Origin of the sequence: Erwinia sp. HDF1-3R (genome assembly GCF_039621855.1) — a bacterium.
In the GTDB taxonomy this organism is placed as follows: Bacteria; Pseudomonadota; Gammaproteobacteria; order Enterobacterales; family Enterobacteriaceae; genus Erwinia.
In genome coordinates this window covers 1,474,560-1,497,638 of the sequence record NZ_CP155071.1, presented here as the reverse complement: position 1 = coordinate 1,497,638, position 23,079 = coordinate 1,474,560, and the positions used below count along the sequence as shown (strand labels likewise).

17 protein-coding genes are annotated in these 23,079 nt (G+C 54.5%); 6 read left to right on the top strand and 11 right to left on the bottom strand.

The features are described 5' to 3' along the window. Window position 1: 1 nt before the first annotated feature. Entirely contained in the window at window positions 2-1,141 is a 1,140-nt protein-coding gene (gene arnB / locus AAGR22_RS06875; RefSeq protein ID WP_067705587.1) for a UDP-4-amino-4-deoxy-L-arabinose aminotransferase, read from the bottom strand. A gap of 513 nt (window positions 1,142-1,654) precedes the next feature. Then, window positions 1,655-1,876 (bottom strand): YdgH/BhsA/McbA-like domain containing protein, encoded by a 222-nt coding sequence (locus AAGR22_RS06870; protein WP_067705417.1) that lies wholly within the window; start codon window positions 1,874-1,876, stop codon window positions 1,655-1,657. Window positions 1,877-2,085: 209 nt separating this feature from the next. On the opposite strand from AAGR22_RS06870, the gene AAGR22_RS06865 reads away from it, so the two are divergent. Then, complete coding sequence (locus AAGR22_RS06865) at window positions 2,086-2,616, top strand: AAA family ATPase (protein ID WP_345831078.1); 531 nt, start codon at window positions 2,086-2,088, stop codon at window positions 2,614-2,616. A gap of 73 nt (window positions 2,617-2,689) precedes the next feature. Here AAGR22_RS06865 and AAGR22_RS06860 read toward each other — a convergent pair whose 3' ends face one another. Both AAGR22_RS06860 and pqqU read right to left on the bottom strand, forming a co-directional pair. Continuing rightward, window positions 2,690-5,083 (bottom strand): glucose/quinate/shikimate family membrane-bound PQQ-dependent dehydrogenase, encoded by a 2,394-nt coding sequence (locus tag AAGR22_RS06860; protein ID WP_067705413.1) that lies wholly within the window; start codon window positions 5,081-5,083, stop codon window positions 2,690-2,692. A 149-nt stretch (window positions 5,084-5,232) separates the two neighbouring features. Beyond that, the gene (gene pqqU / locus AAGR22_RS06855; RefSeq protein ID WP_345831075.1) at window positions 5,233-7,380 is read right to left on the bottom strand and encodes a TonB-dependent receptor PqqU; all 2,148 of its coding nucleotides are present in this window, start codon (window positions 7,378-7,380) and stop codon (window positions 5,233-5,235) included. 501 nt (window positions 7,381-7,881) lie between these two features. Between pqqU and AAGR22_RS06850 the strand changes: the two genes are divergently transcribed. The 3 genes from AAGR22_RS06850 to AAGR22_RS06840 all read left to right on the top strand — a co-directional run bounded on the left by AAGR22_RS06850 (window position 7,882) and on the right by AAGR22_RS06840 (window position 10,200). After that, on the top strand, window positions 7,882-8,280 hold the full coding sequence (locus tag AAGR22_RS06850) for a hypothetical protein (RefSeq protein WP_231877604.1): 399 nt from the start codon (window positions 7,882-7,884) through the stop codon (window positions 8,278-8,280). Between the two features lie 38 nt (window positions 8,281-8,318). Further along, complete coding sequence (locus AAGR22_RS06845) at window positions 8,319-9,458, top strand: iron-containing alcohol dehydrogenase (protein WP_067705409.1); 1,140 nt, start codon at window positions 8,319-8,321, stop codon at window positions 9,456-9,458. A gap of 172 nt (window positions 9,459-9,630) precedes the next feature. Next, the gene (locus tag AAGR22_RS06840) at window positions 9,631-10,200 is read left to right on the top strand and encodes an RcnB family protein (protein WP_345831072.1); all 570 of its coding nucleotides are present in this window, start codon (window positions 9,631-9,633) and stop codon (window positions 10,198-10,200) included. An 84-nt stretch (window positions 10,201-10,284) separates the two neighbouring features. Here the strand turns inward: AAGR22_RS06840 and AAGR22_RS06835 are convergent, their stop codons facing one another. Then, window positions 10,285-10,494, bottom strand: coding sequence for a hypothetical protein (locus AAGR22_RS06835; RefSeq protein WP_067705406.1), 210 nt, complete (start codon window positions 10,492-10,494; stop codon window positions 10,285-10,287). 602 nt (window positions 10,495-11,096) lie between these two features. Between AAGR22_RS06835 and AAGR22_RS06830 the strand changes: the two genes are divergently transcribed. Then, entirely contained in the window at window positions 11,097-11,915 is an 819-nt protein-coding gene (locus AAGR22_RS06830) for an AraC family transcriptional regulator (protein WP_345831069.1), read from the top strand. On the opposite strand, the gene AAGR22_RS06825 is transcribed toward AAGR22_RS06830, so the two are convergent. The 3 genes from AAGR22_RS06825 to AAGR22_RS06815 form a co-directional block, all read right to left on the bottom strand. After that, window positions 11,886-12,524 carry a LysE family transporter gene (locus AAGR22_RS06825; RefSeq protein WP_345831067.1) on the bottom strand — a complete coding sequence of 213 codons (639 nt, stop codon included), beginning with the start codon at window positions 12,522-12,524 and terminating at the stop codon, window positions 11,886-11,888. The two genes, AAGR22_RS06830 and AAGR22_RS06825, sit on opposite strands and share 30 nt — an antisense overlap. Beyond that, window positions 12,521-13,822 (bottom strand): hypothetical protein, encoded by a 1,302-nt coding sequence (locus tag AAGR22_RS06820; RefSeq protein ID WP_345831065.1) that lies wholly within the window; start codon window positions 13,820-13,822, stop codon window positions 12,521-12,523. Before AAGR22_RS06820 ends, AAGR22_RS06825 begins: the two co-directional genes overlap by 4 nt. A gap of 568 nt (window positions 13,823-14,390) precedes the next feature. After that, window positions 14,391-15,365 (bottom strand): nitrilase family protein, encoded by a 975-nt coding sequence (locus tag AAGR22_RS06815; RefSeq protein WP_345831061.1) that lies wholly within the window; start codon window positions 15,363-15,365, stop codon window positions 14,391-14,393. Between the two features lie 100 nt (window positions 15,366-15,465). On the opposite strand from AAGR22_RS06815, the gene AAGR22_RS06810 reads away from it, so the two are divergent. Then, on the top strand, window positions 15,466-16,344 hold the full coding sequence (locus AAGR22_RS06810) for a LysR family transcriptional regulator (RefSeq protein ID WP_345831059.1): 879 nt from the start codon (window positions 15,466-15,468) through the stop codon (window positions 16,342-16,344). Between the two features lie 220 nt (window positions 16,345-16,564). Here AAGR22_RS06810 and AAGR22_RS06805 read toward each other — a convergent pair whose 3' ends face one another. From AAGR22_RS06805 to AAGR22_RS06795, 3 genes are all read right to left on the bottom strand, one after another. Beyond that, window positions 16,565-17,020: an RcnB family protein gene (locus AAGR22_RS06805; RefSeq protein WP_067705391.1), complete on the bottom strand. Its 456-nt coding sequence runs from the start codon at window positions 17,018-17,020 to the stop codon at window positions 16,565-16,567. A gap of 206 nt (window positions 17,021-17,226) precedes the next feature. After that, window positions 17,227-17,637, bottom strand: a complete 411-nt coding sequence (locus AAGR22_RS06800; RefSeq protein WP_345831057.1) for a type III secretion system chaperone — start codon at window positions 17,635-17,637, stop codon at window positions 17,227-17,229. A 9-nt stretch (window positions 17,638-17,646) separates the two neighbouring features. Beyond that, window positions 17,647-22,977 (bottom strand): AvrE-family type 3 secretion system effector, encoded by a 5,331-nt coding sequence (locus AAGR22_RS06795; RefSeq protein WP_345831056.1) that lies wholly within the window; start codon window positions 22,975-22,977, stop codon window positions 17,647-17,649. Window positions 22,978-23,079 lie beyond the last annotated feature (102 nt).

The window sequence follows — 23,079 nt, the reverse complement described above, 5'->3', positions numbered from 1 at the left end:
GTTATCTCTCGGCAATATCGCGCAGGGCGGTAATGACGCGGCTGACATCGCCGTCGGTCATACCTGGAAACAGCGGTATCGAACAGATGCGATCGGAGTTCCATTCGGTTTCAGGCAGGGTTAAATCGGGAAAGCGTTCACGGTAATATTTCTGCGTGTGCGCCGCACGGAAATGCAGGCCGCTGCCAATATTACGATCCTTCAGGGCCTGCATCAGTTCGTCACGGGACAGCCCGCAGCGCTCAGGATCAACGCGGATAATAAACAGGTGCCAGGCGTGCTGATGGGCCCACTCCGGCACGGACAGCGGTAAAAACGGCGTATCCGCCAGCTCCTTCAGGTAGCGGGCGGCAATCTCCGCACGCCGGGCGTTCAGTTCGGGAAGTTTATCCAGCTGCACCAGCGCAATAGCGGCGCTGATGTCGGGCAGATTATATTTATAGCCGGGCGCAATAACTTCAGCCTGGGGCGCGCGGCCGTGGGTCTGACGATCAAAGGCATCGACACCCAGACCGTGGAACTTCAGGCTGCGGATACGGCTCGCCAAGGTTTCATCATCGGTTACCACCAGGCCGCCTTCCGCACAGCTCATGTTTTTAATGGCGTGGAAGGAGAAAATAGCCGTGCCGGTTGCCCCCACGTGGCGGCCTTTGTATCCGGTTCCGGCCGCATGCGCGGCGTCGTCAATGACCGGAATGCCGTAGCGCTTACCCAATGCGTGAATGGCATCAATATCCGCCGGAGCGCCTGCATAGTGTACGGGCACAATGGCTTTAGTACGCGGCGTAATCGCGGCTTCAATAAGCTCAGGGGTCACCATCAGCGTGTCACGATCGACATCAATCATGACCGGCTCTGCGCCCAGTAGCGCAATCATATTCAGGGTGGAAACCCAGGTCAGTGAAGGGGTGATAACTTCGTCCCCGGGACCGATGCCCAGCGCCATCAGCGTCACATGCATGCCTGCCGTTGCCGAACTAACGGCAATCGCATGCTGGTTACCCGTTAACTGGCAAAAAGCCTCTTCGAGCAGCTGATTTTTAGGCCCGGTAGTGATCCAGCCGGAATTCATCACGTCCCTGACCGCTGCCAGCTCAGCTTCCCCCATTGCGGGGCGCGAAAAAGGAAGAAAATCCGACATCATTAAAATTTCCTTAATTGTAACCAAAATAAACTTTAGCAGAGTGTGCTATTTCCAGTCCACTGGCAACTGTTATGCGTTGAAATTTAGCCATCACATATAATTTGCTGTGAATTTTCTCATCGGTGACTCTCTTTCTCCGCGCAGGTCATAAATGGCTAACTTTTCAGCGGCGGCATTATCGCATGAGCAAAAAGGCCAAATTTCAATGCTTAATGAACGATAAACAACAATTCTTAGTTGAAAATTAAGAACTCCCGATAAATGCGGTCGAACCGGAAATTATCTAAAGATGATTTAGAATCGGTTTACTCTTAGAGGATGTTTGCGAGGGGGTGGGACTGGAAAATGGGGGGGGAAGATTGAAACTTAAGCAAAGTTTCATATTTATGACAGTGTCCGAAACGACTCAGGCGCGCTCAGCGCGGCGCTTTGCCCTGCCCGGGACAAGGACCCAATAAAAAAGGCTGCCTGATGGCAGCCTGTTCTGATTTGCTACGGTACGTCCCGGGTTTATTTATAGATTTCGGCGGTCATATAGACGCCATCTTCGGCACGGGCGCTGGTGATTTTATAGCTGGAGGCACCGGCCGCTTTAGCCTGGGCGGCGATGTGCGCCTGAGCGCTGTCCAGCGTACTGCCGTGAGCCGAAATGCTCTGGGCAGCAAAGCTACCGAAAGAGATCATAGAGAGCGCGGCAACGGCGGCAATACTCAGTGTTTTGATGGTTTTCATGGTCAAATTCCTTCTTTAAGATGTTTGGGACAAGGCAGCTCGCCTTGGATGCACTTATAATAAGCCTGCTAACTATTAGCATCTTAACCATTTGTGCGATCCAGATCACATTTTGTCCACCAACGGTTCCATGGACAGTAGTGCCCGATTCCCGGGCGGCTGATCGCCAGGCTATAGTGGCCCGCTGCACTCTCTCTTCCGGGAAGAATATGAATCTGAACGCATTAGGCCCGCGGATTTGCATTCTCGGTCCTTCAAATAGCGGGAAATCCACACTTGCAACGGCCATCGCCCGAAAGTGCGAACTACCGATTATTCATCTCGACCGGCTTTATCACCACTACCCACAGTCCAGCTGGTATCCCCGCCCTGCTGACGAATTCCTGGCCCTTCATGAGAAAGCCATTGCACAAGAAAGTTGGATAATGGAAGGAAATTATTCACGCTGTCTTCCACAGCGCCTTGGGCGGGCAACCGGCGTGATTCTGCTCGATATTTCAACGCCTTCCAGCCTGCTGCGCTATATCCGAAGAACGTTATGGCAGCCCGGGCGCTATGGCGGAATGGATGGGCAGGATCGGTTGAGCTGGGAAATGCTCCACCACATTCTCTTTGTCACCCCCGGGGGACGGAAACGTAATGCCGCCCTGTTTGAACAGTTGAGATTACCCAGGGTACGGGCAGGATCGGTCAAAGAGATCGAGCGGCTGTATATGGAATGGGGTCTTAATACCGGATAAAAAAACAAAAAGGGCAGCCCATGGGCTGCCCTTTTTTTATCGTTTGACGCCGGGCAGGAGCCGGCGCCAGGCGTTACTTCTTAGCGTCGTCCGGCAGTGCATAGGCCACAATATAGTCGCCCAGCTTAGTGCCGAATGAGCCATGGCCACCGGCAGCGATCAGCACATACTGTTTGCCATTCACTTCATAAGTCATTGGCGTGGCCTGACCGCCCGCTGGCAGGCGAGCTTCCCACAGCGGCTTACCGTTGGTGACGTTAAACGCACGCAGGTAGTTATCTGCCGTTGCCCCGATAAACATCACGTTACCGGCAGTCGAGATTGGCGCACCCAACATTGGCATACCCATCTTGAACGGCAGAGGAACCGGCGAGCTGTCACGCACGGTACCGATGCGTTTTTTCCACACGATATCATTTGTTTTCAGATCAACGGCGGAGATATAGCCCCATGCCGGCTGCTTGCAGGGGAAGCCAAGCGGTGACAGGAACGGATTCAGCGTCACGCCAAACGGTACGCCGTACTGAGGCTGTACGCCCGTTTCAGTGCCGCTACCGCCTTTATCTTTCTCGCCTGGCCACAGTGGGTTATTTGGCCCACGCGGGATCAGACGGGAAACAAACGGCAGCGCCATTGGGTTAGTCACGGCGATCTGACGGTCGGTATCAACAGAAATACCGCCCCATTCAAACATGCCCAGGTTACCCGGGAATACCAGGGTGCCCTGCTCGGATGGCGGAGTGAACGGGCCGTCATAACGCAGCTGGTGGAACATCACGCGGCAGATCAGCTGGTCATAAATTGTTGCCCCCCACATATCCGCACCGGTCAGGTTTTTCTTCGGACGGTAGGTCAGCTCTGAATAAGGCTGAGTTGGGGAAACATGGTCACCTTTTGCGGCACCCTGTGGAACCGGCGTTTCTGGTGCAGGCACAACCAGCTTACCGTTACGGCGATCCAGCACGAAGATATTACCGGTTTTGGCCGGAACATAAACGACTGGGACTTTATTGCCGTCTTTGTCATTGATATCGGCCAGAGTTGGCTGTGCCGGTACATCCATATCCCACAGATCGTGGTGAACGGTCTGGTAGAACCAGGCTAGTTTGCCGGTGGTGGCATTCAGTGCCAGCAGGCCGCTGGCAAAGCGTTCCATTTCTGGCGTACGGTTGCCGCCCCAGATATCTGGCGTAGCAACGCCGATAGGCAGATACACCAGATCCAGCTTCGCGTCATAGGCGGCAGGTGCCCAGGAGTTAGGCGAGTTGGCAACGTAGTTCTGCTCGCCCTGCGGCAGGATGTTAGGGTCTTTCGCGCCGGTATCAAATGCCCACAGCAGCTTACCGCTGTTCACATCAAAACCACGGATGACCCCGGATGGCTCTTTGGTCGAGTAGTTATCGGTTACCGCACCGGCAATAACGATAGTTTTATCGGTAATGACGGGAGGTGAAGTCGGCTCATAGGCCCCTGCGCGTGCAAAAGGCATATTCTGCTGCAGGTTCAGTTTACCGTTGTCGCCGAAGCCCGGGCAGAGCGCACCGGTTTCAGCATCCAGCGCATACAGATGTCCATCGTTCACCGGCAGGATAATGCGGCGTGAGCACAGAGCAGGCTTACCGCCCGCAGGCGTTGCAGCAGCGTCAGGCGTCTCATGATAAGAGACACCACGGCAGGTCACGTGCTGGAAAGAGGGATCGGTTTTCAGCTGTGGATCAAATTTCCATTTCTCTTTACCGGTAGCCGCATCCAGTGCAAACAGGATCTGGTGCGGGGTACAGAGATAGAGCGAATCACCAATTTTGATTGGCGTCACTTCATCCGTCAGCTCACCCGGATCGGTTGGGCGCTTCATATCACCGGTACGGAAAGTCCAGGCTTCTTTGAGCTGACCCACGTTCTTATCGTTAATCTGCGTTAACGGTGAGTAGCGCGTTCCCGCCTGGGTACGGCCATAGGCTGGCCAGTCACCGGCTGCAACGCCGTCAGCGGATTTCTCCACGTTCGCCGCCTGTGCCGGGCTAAGCGAACCGTTAATTTCCTGCGGGTCGTTAAAGACCGACCAGCCCAGGGCAATCACCGTGACCAACAGCACCACGCCCAGCGCACCGCGTGCAAACCGCCCCGTGCTCAGGCCGCGGTAAATGAATGGCAGAACCATCCACAGGCCGAGGAAGAAGGTGACGTCCAGACGTGGCGTCAGGGCCCAGAAGTCAGTCCCGACTTCCCAGAGCGACCAGACAAGGGTCGCGAGCAGGAACACCGCATACAGCAACAGTGCTGATGAGCGGCGACGGAACAGCAGCCAGGCGACAGCCAGTTCTACCACACCAGCGATGATGTAATAGACTGAACCACCCAGCTTAGCCAGCCAGATACCGCCAATCAGCAGGTATAACCCGCTGAGGGCGGCAAACACAGCCGTGAGGATCACGAGGTTCCGTGATAACGGTGCTTTAGTTTGCATAGTATGAACCTTACCAATATTTAACGTCTTCGATTTAGATCGGGATCTTAACCGCTTAAAACACCCGGTTTCTTACTGCTTATCCATGCCGGTGTTTTTACCCTGCCCGCTGGCCTACGCCAGAGTGGCAGACTGTTGTGGATATCTGATTAAAAAGCATAGGTGAGGGTTGCTCCTCCACCATAATTTCGGCCCGGTGCGGGTTCGTAAAAGCGGCCATTGCCCTCATTGACAATAACCGAGCCCACGTACGCCCTGTCGAAGAGGTTATCGACGCGGCTGAACAGATCGAGCGACCACTTGTCCCAGTTGAAGCGATAGCCGGTATTCAGGCTGACCACCGTCCAGGAGGGCGCCTTAGCATCATTTTCATCATCGGCCTGAATGCTGCTGAGATAGCGGATATCCGCGCCCGCGTGCCAGCCCTGCTCCGGTGCCCAGGCCAGCGAGGCGTATCCCATATTACGCGCAATACCCGGCAGGCGATTACCAGAGGGTGTGCAGTTACCACTGTCGTCGCAGGACTCATTGCGGTAGGTGGCATCAAGATACGTCCAGGCCGCTTTCATCTGCCAGTTTTCAGCGAACTGCTGATCAAACGAGGTTTCAATACCCCGTCGACGTGTTTTACCGGCGTTTTTATAGACCGATCGCCCGTTGCTGCTGTCCGCCACCACCAGCTCATTGTCGGTGTTGGTCTGGAAAATCGCGGCGGTCAGGAGTCCATAGCCGAGGCGGGTTTTGCTTCCCAGCTCGAACGTGTCGCTGGTCGCAGGTTTTAGTCCCAGATTAAGCCCGGTTTGACTGCCATCAACGGAGCGGTAGGAGAGCTCATTAATGGTGGGCGTTTCAAAGCCGCGTCCGGCGGAGAAGTAGAGGTTCCATGCGTCTGTCAGCGCATAGTTCAGCGATCCCATCGGCAACAATTTATGGTAGCGTTTGCTGCCGCTGTCATCGCCGTTCCCGGTGGTCACGTAATAATCTTGTGAGTCAAAGCTCACCGTACTGTAGCGCACGCCCGCGTCCAGTGCCCACTTCTGCGTTAGCGCCCAGTGCGTTTGCAGATAGGGGTCCAGATTCCACATCTGGTTCCTTTCATTGCGCCGCTGGCGGCCCTTCTCGCCAAACGCCGGCACGCCGTTAACAAGCTGATAGTTTTCAAAACCCTGGCGGCGTTCGGTCATGGTTTCATAGTCCAGACCGCCAGTAAGCGAGAACGGCACGGTACCTATCTGGTCGTCATGCCTGATACGGGTATCAATGCCGGAATATTTCCGCTCAAGCACAATCACGCCGCCGGGATAGGCGGGCTTTAGCTGAGGTGCCAGCGGGATAGATTGATACTGGGTGGTGTGCCGCTCACCGTGCCAGGTGGTCAGGGTTAACTGGTCATTATCCGTCAGTTCACGCTGGTAGCGCAGGCCCACCTGGGTCTGATCGAGACTTTTGCGCGTATTAAAACTATCGCCGCGAGGAGACTGACGGGGATTATTTTGCCATTCCGCTTTCGTCAGTCCACCGGGGTCGTTGGCATCCACGGAGACGGTGTTAAACATCAGCGTCAGCGTGCTGGCTTCATCCAGGCGCACGCCAAATTTACCGTTACCGAGACTTTTTTGCGTTCCGCTATGATCGCGATAGCCGTGAGTAGTAAAGCGCGAAGCTGAAAGGGTGTAGTTCACATCGCCGACGTGCGTGCCATCCCCCGTTGCGCCGCTGGCTTTGACGCTGTTTCGCCAGCTGCCGTAGCTGCCAAAGTATGTCCCGGCGGTAAGGGTGGCTGGCTGGCTGCCGGTTTCGGTATCGATGTTGACCACGCCTCCGGAAGCGTTGCCATAGAGCGCTGACCAGGGGCCTCGCAGCACTTCTACACGCTCAATTGAATTGATATCAATATTCGAGGTTTGCCCCTGCCCATCGGGCATCGTGGCTGGAATACCATCGACGTAAACCCGCACGCCCCGCACGCCATACATGGAGCGGCTACCAAAGCCACGTATCGACAGCTGTAAATCCTGCGCATAATTCTGGCGATTCTGGATTTGCAGACCGGGTACGCTCCCCAGACCTTCGGAAAGGTTGACCTGAGCATTATTGCTACGCAGATCCTGGCCGTTCAACACGCTGACCGCAGCCGGCGTATCCAGTTCGGATACCCCACTGCGCTGACGAATGACGATAAGGGATCCCTCCGCCGCAGCCGATGCCTGAGCGGATGAGTTCGGCGCAGAGCTGGCTGCAAAAGCGGGCAGGCAGAGTAGCGGCGTTAGCAGAAAAGCAGAGGTTTTGTTTTTCACTGGGTCGATTCAATATCTAAAGAGTCATCCGTCATTTAGCCATTTCAGCCTGAAGCCCGGCAGCAGAAATCCTTCTCCTGCCCGGTCGCCAGCGCGAAAAGCCCGTGCGCATCATTGCAGCGAAAGTATACAAGCAGTTTGAAAACTTGCCCGCCTGCCCCGCTTTGCTGATAAAAAAAGAGCAAAAAAGCGCCTGTCCAGTGGGCCATGCGGTACGCATTTCAGGCCACCAAAGTGTGGGGCAGCGGCGTGCATATCAGGCCACCGAATAAGAGACGGGGGTATTAAAGGCGGCAAAAGTGTAGCACTCAATAATGACTTTGCGAATCGTTGTTATGATTTTCGCCCATTTGATTTACTAAAAGCCACAAAATGGTAAAAAGGGTGTGAAAGTTAATATATAAGGTGTGTTTAACCATGATTTATAAGCGGTTTTTTTCAGACTCATCCGTACAGGAGTAGCGACTATAATCAACTTACACCTACAAAAAAGGACCGGCTATGCGCAGGAATGCCACCAACAGGCTTATGCAGTTATGCTCACCCGCTCGTATCATTGGCGGGGGGATTCTCCTTACGCTGATGCTGCTGAGCGGCTGCTCTTCAGATAACCACAGCATGGCCTGCCACGGGAAAATGGAAACGCTGGCCGGTGCGCCGTTAGGCAACGTTGAAGGAAGGGTCACCGATCGCTTCACCTCGTTCAGGCTCACCCTGTCGCAGCCTGAACTCGCTCTGGAAAGCGGGCCGCTTAAGAGCAGCGATCCACGCCAGTATATTCCCTCGGCGGTAACCAAAGAGGGCTGGCTGGCGCAGAGGCTTTCCGACACCCGCTTTAGCGTTATCGGCGCGCCACAGGACAGGATGATAATTTTGTCCTGCCCTGCCCGCGCGCTCTGACCTTTACCCTTTTAACTCTTCCTCTGAGGATAATGCCCATGTTCGCCAGCCAGATGATCAACAACCGACAGACCTTTTTTGGTCGTGGCAGCCTGCAGCAGCTGCTGCCGATACTGCGCGCGGCACCGATGCCCACGCTACTCTTCTGCGGACGCTCTTTTCTGAATGGCACAGCGTGGCAGACACTGAAATCTGAGCTGGAACCGCTCCTTATCGGACATGAAATTGTCAGCCATGAGGCCTCTCCGGATGAAATTGACGCCTGGGTAAGCCGCTGGCGCGGCGATGCCCGGCGCGTGGTGGCGATAGGCGGAGGAAGCGTACTGGATGCGGCAAAAGCCTTTGCTGCGCTGAGCCAGCATCCACTTAACACGCTGCGCTATCTGGAGAAGGTGGGCGATACGCCGGTGAGCGGTGACACGCTGCCGCTGATCGCCATTCCTACCACGGCGGGAACCGGTAGCGAAGTAACGCAGAATGCCGTCGTCACGGATAAGGCGGAGATTAAGGTAAAGGCCTCGCTGCGCCACGCTAATTTTGTGCCACAAATAGCCATCCTCGATGCTGACCTGCTGCGCGGTGCGCCCGACCACGTGCTTGCCTGCTGCGCCATTGATGCATTTACCCATCTGTTTGAGGCTTACTTCTCCAACAAGGGGAACATGCTTACCCGCCTGACGGCGCTGAACGGCATGCGTGCATTTATTAGCGCCTGGCCCCATCTCAACCGCACTGATGCGCTGGGCGACAGCGCGCGTGAGCAGATCCTGTTTGCGTCATGGCAGGGAGGATTAAGTCTCAGCATGTCGGGCCTGGGCGTTATCCACGGCATTGCCGGCGAGTTGGGCGCGATCAAAGACTACCACCACGGTGAAGTCTGTGGCCGTCTGCTGCTACCCTTCCTGACCATACTGGAACGGAGTGAAAACACCCAGCAGCAGGAACTGATGAGCGCGCTGGGCGACGCGCTGTTCCCCGGATTTACGCTCCCGCCTGCACGGCAGCTGGCCCAGTGGTTGAAGGACAATGCCATTATGCCCTTCTGGCAGGAGCCACCGACGCTGACGGAGGATGAGATGCAGTGGATCCTGGCCCGTTCGGGCAGCAAAAACTCGCTGGTGAATTACAGCGTGGAGCAGCAGCGCCAGATGCTCGAGGCGGCATTTACCCTGGTGTAAATACTGATGGCGTAACCCTTTGGCTGCACAGGGATAGTGGGCGGTTTTAGCAAACGAAGCGTAAATTTTACGTTAAGGTCGCCCGGCTTAGGATTATTGACATTGTTATACGCCGGCTTCGCCCGCAGATTGTGCCTGTCCGTCAGCAAATGAATCACACCAGAAGGGAACCATGATGAAAAAATCAGGCATTATTGCCCTCAGCGCACTGCTGTTTGCGACAGCCAGCACCGGCGCGTTTGCCGATGGCCCCCAGCCGGGACAGGGTAACACACAGCAGTCACCGCTAAAGCGTCCGCCTCAGGGCGAACAGAATGGCAACGCACGCCAGCAGGGTGGCGGTGAACACAATGCGCAGGCGCAGCACGGCGGGCAGGCGCAGCAAAATTCACAACCCGGGCGCGGAGATCGGGCACAGCAGAACTCCCAGCCCGGGCGCGGTGGGCAGTCTCAGCATTCTCAGCCTCAGGGTGGCGAACGCCAGCAGCCGCAGCATATGGCTCAGGCAGATCGCGCACCGGGGCAGCGTCACCACCAGCAACCCCGTCATGCACAGCCCGACTTCCGTCAGGGTCGACCGCTACCGGAGAAATACCGGGGTGAAGGCTACCAGGTCAATGACTGGCATCAGCGCGGCCTGAAGGCACCTCCTGCCGGTCATCGCTGGCAGAATATCGATGGTAACTACGTGCTGATAGCCGTCGCAACGGGCGTTATCACCTCCGTTATCACCCACCACTAATGTCACTCACCTGGTGAAAGCCTCTTTTCGCCAGGTGCTTCATACGACGATGTACCCACTGGCATTATTCAGCCACGGGTACCCTCAGTTCAGCCACCGGGCCAGACCCAGCCAGACACCCGGTACAATCAGTAACACCCCTACCAGCCATTTAGTCAGCGTAGAGAGCGAGGAGTGGAGCGCTATTCTGACGCTTTCGACATCTTCCCGTGTGGCGTAGTTGGCCTTGATAACGGCAACGTCAATCAACAGCCTTTCCACCTTACTTTCCAGCAGCGTAACGCGTTCAATCATCGTTTTCTCCTTTTAACGACATGTTCAAATTCTCAACAAAACGATACCCGATCAACAAACACGAGTCAGCTAAAAGGCGACGTATTCCTGCGAGGCCACCTCCAGAAATTGCATGAAAAGTATGCAACCTGGTCTGATAATGAATTATGCATGGCGCATCCGGGGGGAGTAACACGCTGAAGTGGTATAAGGTGCAGTTGACCGTATCCCCTTTGTAGTAATTTGCTGGCTGATGCCATGCTGCGGCCTTATCCTTTTTGGGTGTGCCCAGTACTCATATTTTACATAACTCTGCTGGGGTCTACAGTTGATAAGAAGGTCCGCTCATGACACAAAGCGGACATCAGGAACAACGTCCTTCTGTCCCTTTCCTGCATTACCAGTCCATGTGTCCTGGTGAACTAACCGACAAAGCCAGCTAACTTTACTAAGCCGCGCGGGCACGGTCTGGTCAGGAAGGGACATGTCCGATTGCTGGCAGACAGCAACCTGTGGGTAATTTATTCGCTGGAGCTCTAAGACCACCAATTGAAAAATGGTTCAATTAGTGGTTTTATAATTCATTAATAATTATTCACTATTGCTGCATGAGGTCTGATACGTTGTCACTAGAGTCTGCCGAATGGTTTAGCCAAAATGGTATAGAGTGTTCGCGGGTCAGAGCCCGTAATTCGGGCTTTCCGAAACATATTCACGATGAATATGTCATCAGTGCAAACCTGACGGGGGTAGAAGAAATCTGGCTGGCAGGGAAAACCGCCTATGTTAAAAGTGGTCAGGTTACCTTATATAATCCGGGAACCATTCAGGCTTCGCGTTTTGAGACTCAAGCAGTGGAATTCATCAGTGTGCACATACCCCAGGCAGTGATAAAAATGCTTGCAGATGAGGACAATCTCACTAGCGTTCATGAAGCCCCTGTTCTGCGAGAAGGCATAATCAATAACACTCGCCTGTTTGACGCGCTGTACCGTTTTGCAACTTCAGCCCGACTGGTGCGTGGCATGGATGAGGAGCAGGAACTGATTTTACTTTGTGGTGAGCTGCTCGAGACGCCAGCTCTACTTCAGAGATGTGACGAACAGAAAATCAATGTTGTTATCGAGTACTTGCGGGAGCACCTTAGCGTAAAACCGCAGTTGGAGATGCTCGCGCAGCTTGCGGGGATGAGCAAATATCATCTAGTTCGCTTCTTCACCCGGCATACAGGTATGCCGCCTCTGCAGTATCATATGCAGCTTCGTCTGCAGTATGCCCGCGACTTGCTTCGCAGAAACGTGCATCCTCTCGATGCGGCGATAATGCTGGGATTTTACGATCAGAGTCATTTCATTAATGCATTTCGCAAAGTGATGGGAACAACCCCCCATCACTATGCTTCGCAGGTCAGATCAGGTCACCATAAACTCCCGGTACCCTGACACAATCACGTAAAGCGCAAAATAGCTGAATATTAGCGCTGAAGCTATGTAGGAATATTTAAGCAGGCGTTGACCAAGCAGTCTGCCTCCAAAACTTCCAACCAGGCACAAGACACAGGTCCAGAACATTCCCGCGATGAAAAAGCCACTCAGAAACCAAGACGTTGCCGTAACGCTGTGCTGGCCAATCCGGGATATCAGCGCACCGCCTACTGTCGCAAACCATAGAATGGCCGTGGGGGAGGACATGGCAAGCACCACGCCCCGGCCAAATTCACGCAGCAGCGGGCGATACTGATGGGTTTCGCTCACGTTAAGCTCCGAAGCCTTCCTGAAAGCGGCAATCAGCATTTTGCCGGCGAACCACAGAAGCATTGCTCCACCGCCAATCCACAGTATCCAGCGTACGGCTTCATACTGAAGCAGTACGGCCATTCCCGCCAGCGCCAGTAATGCATATGCTAGATCACCCACACAAGTCCCCATTCCCAGCCAGAAACCATGAAAATATCCGCGTTGCATGGCAAGGGTAATCATGGCGATATTGGCAATCCCGATATCAAGACAAAGCGAAAGGCTCAGTAAGAAACCGTTTGAAAACTCGATCACAACGTAAAGCCTTTAATCTTCTGATCGTACTCGATCATGTCGACAGTTTTACCCAGCCGGTTCAGCAGCAGATCCGCCTCTTCACGCTGATGATGAGGTGAATAGCATTGCAGGAATGCCAGGGCTGCCTCTGTATCACCCTGTAATACAGAGCGTGTCATTGCTGTTGCCAGTGCCGTCACAGCAGGCTTCATCGCGCTGAGGTCCACCACATAATGCGTCCCATTCCAATTCAGACACCGGTGTTCAGTTAGCCACTTAAGCTGTATATAGGCCGCCCCTGCATCAGGATAATCACATGGGCCGCGGCGCAAATATCTCAGCATTTCCAGCAGGAAAATTTTTAACTGTAACGTCTCATTCAGCTGTAGGGCCTGCCGGGAAGGCTCTGTCAGGCACATCAGCAGCCCAAACACATCGGCCAGTGCTTCCTGCACAACCATTGATCCCCATCTGTCCTGTTTACTTAATTTGCCAAACATCATCTTTTCAAGGACAACGGAATGTCCCAGATCATGCCCGCGGAACCAGGCGATCAGGTGGCGGGCACAGAGAGCGCTGTCTGCGATAGGTTCATGCTGCCAGCCAAGTAGGGAAGCCTGGGACCGGGAAAAGCGTTCAAACAGGTTTAAATAGGTGTTTGCAAACACTATGGTGCGCTTCTGGGGGGCGTATTTCACCCCTTCATCTTCAGGAAAGAAATAGGCGAAATGCTTGGGGTAGCTGTTAGCTTCGCCAGCAATTGCAAACAGATCGACAATTTTATAGCGGCATCCAGGCAGCGCAACCAGCCGCTGGTCGATATGATTTTGCAGCCAGCACAGGTTGTCCGGAAAGAGCTCATCCACCACATCCGAAACTTCCTGCAGCCCGCGATCGGGTAACCCAAACCAGGCGGAATAATGCTGCGTGCGAGACTTACCAACCCATGTCGACATGTAACCTATTCCCTGCACCAGCTCCTGTTCATCCAGCCCTGCTATCTGCGGGAGAAGCTCTTTTGCTGTGCTGGCGTCAGAGAGGATTTCTGCACGTAACTGCAACGCTTTGCAGGTGTCCGGATCGTCAAATTCCTGAGCAAGCTTGAAACAAATAATGCTGAGCTTTTCTTCAACAGACTTAAGCAGCGTACTCCCTGTCCCTGTGGAAACCGGCTGAATATGACTGGCCGCCTCTACAAGACGCGTGGCCTGGTGGATAAGGTCCAGCGCAGCGGGCGAAAGTGAGTCAGGCAGAGGAATATCCATCATGTGGATATGATATGAGTCAGCAGCGGGCCAGAACGATGTCGTAAACATAAAATTCCCTTCCATTATCAGTAACGAGAGGTTTACTTAACCATTGCATCTGTAATCGGTATTGGAAGGAATTGCGCGAAGGGGTTAGAAAGAACGGTGCCCTTCAGAATCATAACCGACTACTTCGCTTAGCAGTAAATTAAAGGGCACGTAGTAAAGCGTGACAAGGGGCAGTCTAACGCAGTGACAGAGCGACAAGGTGCGTTATACACGCGAGAAGTGCCTTGCACCGCATAAATCAACAGGGTTCGGTACAGCAACGTCCGCTCCTGCCACAAAGCGGACATCGTTTGCGATGTACAGCAGGTTAAAAGCGAAAGCGGATATGCGATCTCAAGAGGATCATCTGCACATAACACTTATTTGCACAGGCGTTATAGCAGTTTTCTATAAATATCTGTTTCAGGCCACAATTGTGGGAAAATTTTCTCAAAGCTGCATAACTGCGATGCAATGATTTACTCTTCAGGTTTAGGCCGCTGCGTTATGACCGGATGCAAATCCTGTTTATTGCACGCGTTTCCGGAAAGAAACACCGCAGCCAGCTGCGATTCCATGCGGTTTCATTTTACGGTATCTCATCCGAAAATCGTGCGCTGATCGCATCACGTTCATAACCCTGCGGTTGTGTCAGAATCTGGTATAAATCAGGACGGCGACCGTGGATCCAGCGACGTCCGGTACTCATGGCAAGCAGGCTTAAATCCAGTTCTGCGCTCACCATAAAATCTTTAGCAGCCCAGGTTTCATTAATGATTCTTCCATAAGGATCCAGGATCATGGCATTGCCTGTGCGGACTTCGTCATCATCTGCGCCTACGCCGTTACTAAAGAGAAGAAATAACCCGTTGTCGTGCGCACGGGCAGGTAGCCATCGCATCAGCCATTCCCGACCGCTTGCCCCCTTGAATGCAGCAGTAATTTCTTCCTTTCGCGTTTCACGTTCCGCCCAGAGCGCCAGCGAAATAGGTTTCATCGCATAAGGGCTGCGGGAATCGGTACCACCTGTTTGATGTGGCGCGAGAAGGATATCTGCACCCAGCAATGCCGTAGCGCGCACGTTTTCCACCAGATTATTGTCCCAGCAAATCAGGATCCCTACTTTTACTCCCCAGGGCGTATCAAAAACGGTAAACCTGTCACCGCTGCTAATGGCCGGATGCTCAAAGGCATGAAGTTTGCGATGCGTCTGCATTGAGCCATCCGGCATACAGGCAACGTAGGAATTGTAAAGGCGGTCATCATCGGCTCGTTCAATCAGCCCGGCGCCAATAATCATTTGATGTTTTATCGCCAGAGCGCGAATTAACATCATGGAGGGACTGGTTGCGATCGGTTCTGCAAGAGCATAAACCTCCGCTGTAGTGAGCTTTGGCACATGCCAATAGCCAGTGATACACATTTCCGGAAACGTGAGGATCTTCACCTGCTGGATGGCCGCCTGTTCAATAAACTTTTCCATTATCAGCAGATTATATTTTTTGTCGTTTGCCTGATGCTGAAACTGTACGGTTGCAGCCTTTAAGGACGTAAGCTCGTGCATGTTGCTTCTCCAGTTGTTGTTGAAACTGAATTACATAACGATTTCCAATAACTGTATAATCATATAATTTCTATTTTCGATAACTTTTTGGAATGAAATATTGAATATCCGGTTGCTAAAGGCCTTTTTAATACTGTCTGAAAAAGGAAATTATGCCGACGCGGCACGGTCACTGTGTATTTCGCAACCCGCATTGACTAAGCAGATCAATCTTCTTGAGTCGATGGTAAAGGTGTCACTTTTTTCACGCGGGCGTCACGGCGCAACACTGACCGCCGGGGGGAGACGCCTGGTGCCAGAGGCTGAAAAAGTGGTAAGACAAGCCCAGTTGTTTATGCATCACGCAGGACGGGTATCAGACGGTATTGAGGGGCATATTGCCGTTGGATTTGGCCTATCAAGCTTTTATCTGGCACCACGCTGTATTGCTGAATTTCGCAGAGACAATCCGGGAATAGAGATGTCTTTGACGGATCTTCCCTCATTCCTGCAGTACGAGCTACTGCAAAATGATGAGCTTCAGGTAGGATTTGTCAGGGTACCTCCACCGATAGCGCTTGATTACCTGCCATTATTTACCGATCGGCTGGTTCTGATTGCACCCACAACGCCGTCGTTATCATTGTCTGCTGCTGACTGGCTAAAAAAATGTCCTTTGCTACGTCTTCATCCCGAACGAGGACGGGGATTAAATGCGCAGATTGACCGCTTTCTGCATGATAACGGTCTTTTTATATCATCCACCCAGCGGGCTGATGATATACAAACTATTGTCGCGTTGGTGATCGCGGGTACAGGTGTTGCCATTTTGCCCTTTAGCGTTCTGCATATCGCACCACCGGAACGGGTTATTATTCCGTTAACAGGCAAGTCAATAAGCTGGAAAGTTGGGATTGCCTGGAACGCAGGCAGGGAGAACGTCATCCGGGATAATTTTATTGCCAGTATAAGAAAGCGTGTTGCGGTCGAAAACGAGTAATCAGCCTTACAGTTTCATTTCTGTCTGAAGCTGCACAATGCTAATAATCGGCTGCTGGGGATTGATTCATGCGCATGTTGTCGATATCTGCGACTGGCACATACCAACCTGGCAGATTAGATTTGGCCCTGTATCGGGGTTGTGCCCGGTCTAATCGGAGCTAACAGAGATAATTGCTGGAAAAGATGCGGGCCCTGACGGACCCGCAGCAGAACAGGGATTAGTGGAAAGCGTTGTTCAACAGGATTGAGGTGATGACGCCGGTAGCGGCTGCAATCAGCACATAGTTACCGTCAATATAAGCCCAGTGTTGACCACGCGGTGGCTCGCGCAGACCGCGGTCGTTCCAGTCGTTAACCCGGTAGTCGTCACCGCGGAAATCCGGCGGCAACGGGCGTCCCCTGCGGAAGTCGTGCCCCTGCCAGGCAAAGCGATCGCGCTCTTCAAAGTGGCGATCGGGACCATGACCGTCGTGATAATCGCCACGATCGTGAGGGCCAGGGCCGCGATCGCCAGGCCCACGATCCGGACCACGCCCCGGCCCATCACCGTGGTCGCCATGCCCACCCTGCTGGTGCCACTGCTGATCCGGCGGGCCATCTGCCTGCGAGACGGTGGAAAACAGGGTGCTTGCTGTGAAGACGGTCATTAAAAGTGCCAGAGTCGTTTTTTTCATCGGTACATCCTCTCATTTGCGCACGGCTTATCATCCGCCGCTGAAGGACACTATCGACGAAACCCGACGGTAAAAAAATCTCTAACTATCCTAAAACCCCTTATTTTGCGGTAGCTTAACCAAGACTTTCGCTTTCTTAACAGTGTGAAGGAATTAAGCATCTTCCGCCTGCGCAAAATTTGTGTTAAAGAGCAGAACACAGAGCCTCAGGCCGCCTCGCGCAGTGAGGTGATAAATTCATTGACCTCCCGCGCCTGGGTCATAAAGCCGCTCAGCGCCATCCGAAATCCCGTGGCATCCAGCCCGCTGACGGAGAGCTGACTACAGAGTCTCAGGCTCTCCTCGTTGTCCAGCGCCAGCCAGCAACCGCGCATGGCGTTCATTTCAAAGTTCAGGGACATCAGCGTTCGCAGGTAACGCTCGCTGCACGGCTCGTGAAGATCCTCTATTTTGCAGTGAAAGATCAGGCTGTCGCTGCCCGGCGGCAGCTCGATAACTGCCGCCTCGCGGTTATCGCGATCAACCAGGGCGCATACGCCATCTTTAAGCGTGAGTGCACTATTATGCTGCCGACCATAGTGCTCAAGCAGGTGATTAAGCTGTTCGGTTGCTGACATCGTGACCCCTTAACTTTTTAACTGATAGTGTGCCTGCTGCCCATGCAAAAGCGCAGCAGCCAGCTCATCGTTTATCTTCGCGATGCGGCCATCCAGGGTATATCCGGTCGGTTTGTCCTCATCTTCACCGTAGCTAAAATTGATTTTCCCCAGATTTCGCTTCATCGCCACCGCTGCGCTGTTTCCGCCGCCCAGAAGGAACGCCGGGGTTGAAAAACCATCGCTTTTTGACTGGCCCTTGCTAAAACCAATCGCTTTAAGCCTGAGATTATTACGATCCGTTAGCTCAGCCGTTAATTCATCAGCCCCGATCCCCTCTTTCAGCCAGCGCTGCTCCAGCCGTTCACGAACATCATTTTTTAGCTCGAGCGTGACGGTAGCATCGGTGCTGACATTATCTTTCAACCGGGCAATCAGCGTTTGCAGCCGGTGATCGTCCGTCATCAGCTGGCGAATTCGGGTGGCATTACTGGCGTTGAGTTCACCATCCAGCCAGTGAGAAAACTGATGCCAGAGCCCGTTGTTATCCACTTTAGAGGTATTCGCATAGGTCGTCTGATATTCACCATTTTGCAGCAGCGTTAGCCCCCGCTCAGCGGCATATTGCTGGCGCAGATGCTTATCCAGCTCGCGCAGAGCGGCCTTCTGCCCGTTAGTCCCCTCTTCCCCCCGTCGACTTTCAAAATGCACGTCAAGCGCATTGAGTTTCTGCCGAGCCGTGCGGGCTGTGCTCTGCCGGTCTTCAGCGGCTGACGCCTGCTGAGGCTCACTCTCTTCGTCGTTTTTCAGCGACGCCAGCAGCGCGCTGGTTTCAGGGTCGCTGAAGCTCTTGCCCAGTGACTCCATCAGTTTTGCCATATGCGCGGGTTCCAGCAGCTGTGCCCTTTTGGTTTGCAGCGACAGGCTCTGGCGAGTTCGATCATCAATCGAGAGCTGGAAAGTGGCCGCCGGGCCGGCAAATAGCGCAAAACGCCCCTCATCGCTTTTGGTTATCGTCCCTATCGGTAGCGCTACGTTTGCGCCGACGGAGGCTTTATTTAGCCCTCGCAGGCGGTTGTTACTCTGGCTGAGGGTCGTGCTCTCTTCGGTGGTAGCCCGGCCGCGCTCGCGGGTGCCAGACATCAGGTTAACCCCCACGTAAGCGCCACCGCCTATCCGCGAACTGGCTGACGCCTGTCCGGCATTTTTGTCGGTGAGCGGAAACCCCACCGAGGCCAGCGCGGCAGCGTTGACATCCAGGCTCACGTTCATCACGTTACCCTGTTTGACGCTGTGTTGATTCCCGCGGTTAATCAGCGCCAGCGGGTCAAGTGTCCCCTCGGTCAGCCCGGCAATAAAGTGCGGCAGTTCGGCATCGGTAATATCAAAGCTGACGCCGTTTTGTTTTTTAATGTCGAGTGGGGTGACGGAAACCACCGCGCCGAGGCGCGCGGCAGGCGCAAGATCGCGCCGATCGTCCAGATGAGTTTTATGCGTTTCTAAATAGTCGGTAAGCAGGTTATAACCCATTCCCACAAAGGGTGTGAAGGTTCCGCCCCCGTCGCGGCCAAAGCTAACGTTAACGCCACCCTCTCCCCGGGTGAAGCTCAGATTATAGGTGCGATCCAGACTGCCTCGTCCCCCGGCGCCCGCAATCACCTGGGTTCCCGGAATGCCTGACACCGTGGTTGCCGCACCATAAGAGCGGCTGAAAGAGAGACTTTCTCCCTTCTCCATCGACCTGACCGTGTCCTCCAGCTTTTGCGCCAGTACCGACCGATCCTTCGCATGCATCACCGTCCGCGCCGTGACGTTGATACTGTGGTTTTCCTTAGCGAAGGCTTTTGTTAGCGATTTCACCGCATCATAAGACGCCTCAAGGGCACTAATGCTGTTGTAGCCAAAACTGGTCACCTGGCGAAGCGGATTGTCATCCCAATCCTGATAAAGCGCATGAAAGTCGGTTTCAATGGCTGCCAGCGCCTGGCGCTTTTCAGCCTCCGGGAGTGCCGTCGCTGCGGTTAACCGATCGATGAGGTCATGCATTTTTACGTGGGCTAAGCCATCAATAATAAGACGTGATTTCGCCAGCCCCATCTCATCGTATTTATCACGGCGATGACCCAGCGGGATCGCTTCACTCGCCTTCTGATGCGAGAGCTTCACGCCGTTCTCTTCCAGCGCCGCAAGCGCCAGCAGCGCGGTATTTCCCTTACCGGTGGGGTAGCGTGAAAAAATATCTTTCAGCTTCGCCGTCAAATCGCCGTCGCGCGTCATGGCCGGGTTGAGGCTTCCGGTCAGATTATTAAGCTGTTTTTTCACTTCTCCCTGCTGTGAATAGTGCTGGTTAAGCTGATCCGCTTTGTGTCCGCTGCTGTCGGCCAGGCGAACGCTAAATTTCTGCATATCATCAAACCAGGCGGGCAGGTCCCCCTGACCGGCAAGAGTTTTTAGCTTAAGGCTAAGTGGCTCGGCCGGGTCCCGATCGGCAGCGGGCTTCTCCAGATGTTGATTAAGCTGAGCGAGCTGATCGTTCTGAAGTTCATAAATATGCGCCAGCCCGTTTCGCCCGCGATGACCGTGCTGGGCCAGGTAGCTAAGATTTTTCAATGGCCTGGGCGTTTGCAGCGTGGGGCGAAAGACAAAGGTGCTCAGACGGGTGCGAAACGGCGTATGCACTTTGTGACCGTCGTGGCCCGTTTGCCCGAACGTGTTCACCTCCCGCTTATAGGTCATGCCGGTGCGGCCAAGGCGGGAATCTCGGGTGGCGCTCATCAGCCGACCGTAGTGCTTATCGGCCATATTTTTCTTCTCTTTGCCGCCGGGCGGGGTGACCTCATTTGCAGGCGACGTTGGCACCGCCGCCACCGGGTGCCAGAGATCATCCCTGAGCGACAAAAGCTTGCCGTTATCCATTTCCAGCATCAGATGATTATTACGGTCGTTATACAGCTTTGCGGGTTTTGCGGACAGCTGGACCTGGCGCATCTGAGCCATGTTTCCTTTCATCCAGCTCTGCTCCGGTACGCGGTACATTTCGCCCCGGTCGGTAACTAAAAAGAGATCGCGCCCCGGCCCAATGGCCACGTCCATGACTTTTTGATCCTCAGGTGTGCCACCTGCGGGGGAATGTGACCTGATAGCCTGCTGGATAGCCCGGTTAATCGACGCGCGACTGAGCGTGACAGGCAGCCTGATATCGCGCCGGGTTTCGCCGTTGACATGGTGAAGATGCAGATCGCCCCCTTCATCCAGGGTGATAAATCGACCGTTATCGAGCACGGCGGCCGAGGTGAGCGTCTTGTCTTTGTTGATCCCCGGCAGGGCCAGGTCGTCGCTGACGCTTTTCTTAACCTGCGGCAGGGCGAAGACATTGCGATCGGCGTTAATCTTGTTGCTGGAGACATTTATCTTCAATCGCTTGAGTTCATTATCCTTTAACACCCAGGCCTGCCGATCCTGCCCGAGCCGGAGCTGGTCGGCCTTAACGTCAGAGGCCTCCCAGCTCTGCGTCGTCCCGTTGAAAAAGTGGACCTTTCCCTCTTTCAGCGCCAGATGACTGCCAGTACCCAGATCGACAATTTCGTGGCGCGAGGGCGTCACCAACGGCAATCCTTTCTGATAGTTCATTACCATGCTGTCACTCAGGTTCCAGTGCGAAGGAGCCTGCCGGGGGCTGCCCGAGGTATTAAGCGTAATGGCATGCTGGCGGTCCGCCCCGTCTTTTACCACCGCGTGCAGCTGGCCATTTTCACCATTCAGAATATCCTCCAGGTGAAAGCGTTCGCCCACTACCGCTTTTATCTGGTCGTGCAGATGCTGTTGCAGGCTGCGATTCTCTACCGCAGCAAAGTCCAGATCGCTCTGCTCAGGGCCAGGACGGCTGGCAACCCGAATTTTCCCCTGATAATCGGCGGCAATAATGTGCTGCGCCGTTTGCGCCAGGGCAGCCAGCCGGATGTCAGGGGGGGAAACGCTGAGGGTTCTGTGGCTGTCGACGGCTGCATCGGGCTGCGGCAGGAGTTTGATGCTTTGCTGGTGCGTTTTTTCATTTTTAAGCAACAGCAGCGTCTGACCCTCTTCGGCGACCGAGACCTTACTGATTTTATCTTCCAGCGGCTCGCTATGACCCGACGTGGACACATTGTGCAGCTGCCTGTCGTCATAAACACAGTAAAGCTGATTATCACCCTGTCTGGAGAGCTGCCCGTACGACTTCTCCTCGTCGGATTCGCCCTGCTGTGCCGCATGTTGCCTGCTACCGGGAAGCGAGGCTGGCTGCCAGCCGGTCTGATGATCGTTCAGCCGATAGAGTTTACCTTCATGTACTCGCCATGACTGCTTACCCGCGTCGGTCCGTTCAGGGTATATGCCCGAAATCTGCCCGAGTAGGGTTGCATCGGGTAATTTCATTCTGCCCACTGCCATTGCCGGGGTGTCGGTTCGACTGACGCTGACTTCATTTTCTGCCGCATCCAGCGCCAGCCTGTGCGAGAGAGCCGCCTTACCACTGGTGCCTGACCAGGGACTCTCCTTCACGGCGTTAGTGTGTTTCCATTCAGGCTTAGCGGCGCTGCCCGACACGCCCACCAGGCTTACAGGCGACGAGTGCAGCGCCAGCAGGCGACCGCTCTCTTCCAGCAGGGCATGTTGCTCTCCGCTGGCACTGGACACCGCGCTCTGGTAGTGCTGTGTAGCCTGTCCGAGGGTTTGTTTCAGCAGCGTGTGGCGCAGCGCGGGTGCCGTGATTTGTGGCTTCCCGTGCGCGTCCAGACTTAGCGTAACGGCGGCTTCCCCCTGGCTCTCCCGTAGCCTGTGCACCGCCGCCATGCTGACGCTTCCTCCTTCGGCACCCGATGGGTGAGCCTGCCCGGCCGCAAGCGCCTGATTAATGTCCTGCTCCAGAGAGCCGGGTGAGGTATGCGGGATCTCGTGTTCCAGCACGATCTGCGGGGCATTGCGCTGGCCGCTTAACCCGACCATTTCGATTGATTCTGCCGCCTGCCCCGGCGATATGCGGGAGGACGCTGCTCCCTGCCCCGGCGATATACGGGAGGACGCTGCTCCCTGCCCCGGCGATTTACGGGAAGATGCAGCATTGCGGCTAAATAACGGCAACCTGCTGAATGCCCTGAACCGACTATTCGATGACGTTGGCCGGGCTTCTCCCTGGACCAGGTCCAGCGTCGGTTCCCCCTGCTCCTGCGCGACGGTTTGAAGCGTATCGCTTCCGGTAATTCTGGCTGCTGCCGGACGCTGAGCCAGGGCAGGATGACTCTGCTGAGGACGTTGTACGGCTGCCGATCGCTGGGTGTTGTGCAGGCTGAAAGCCGAGGCAAGTTTTTGGGTTACCGAAGACATGGGCTTTTCTCCTGAAAGGTTCACATCAAAGCTCGGTTATTACGTGGTCCTGGATCCGTCGAGGTTCCCAGCCAGGGGGGATTTATTTCCGCGCCATCGATT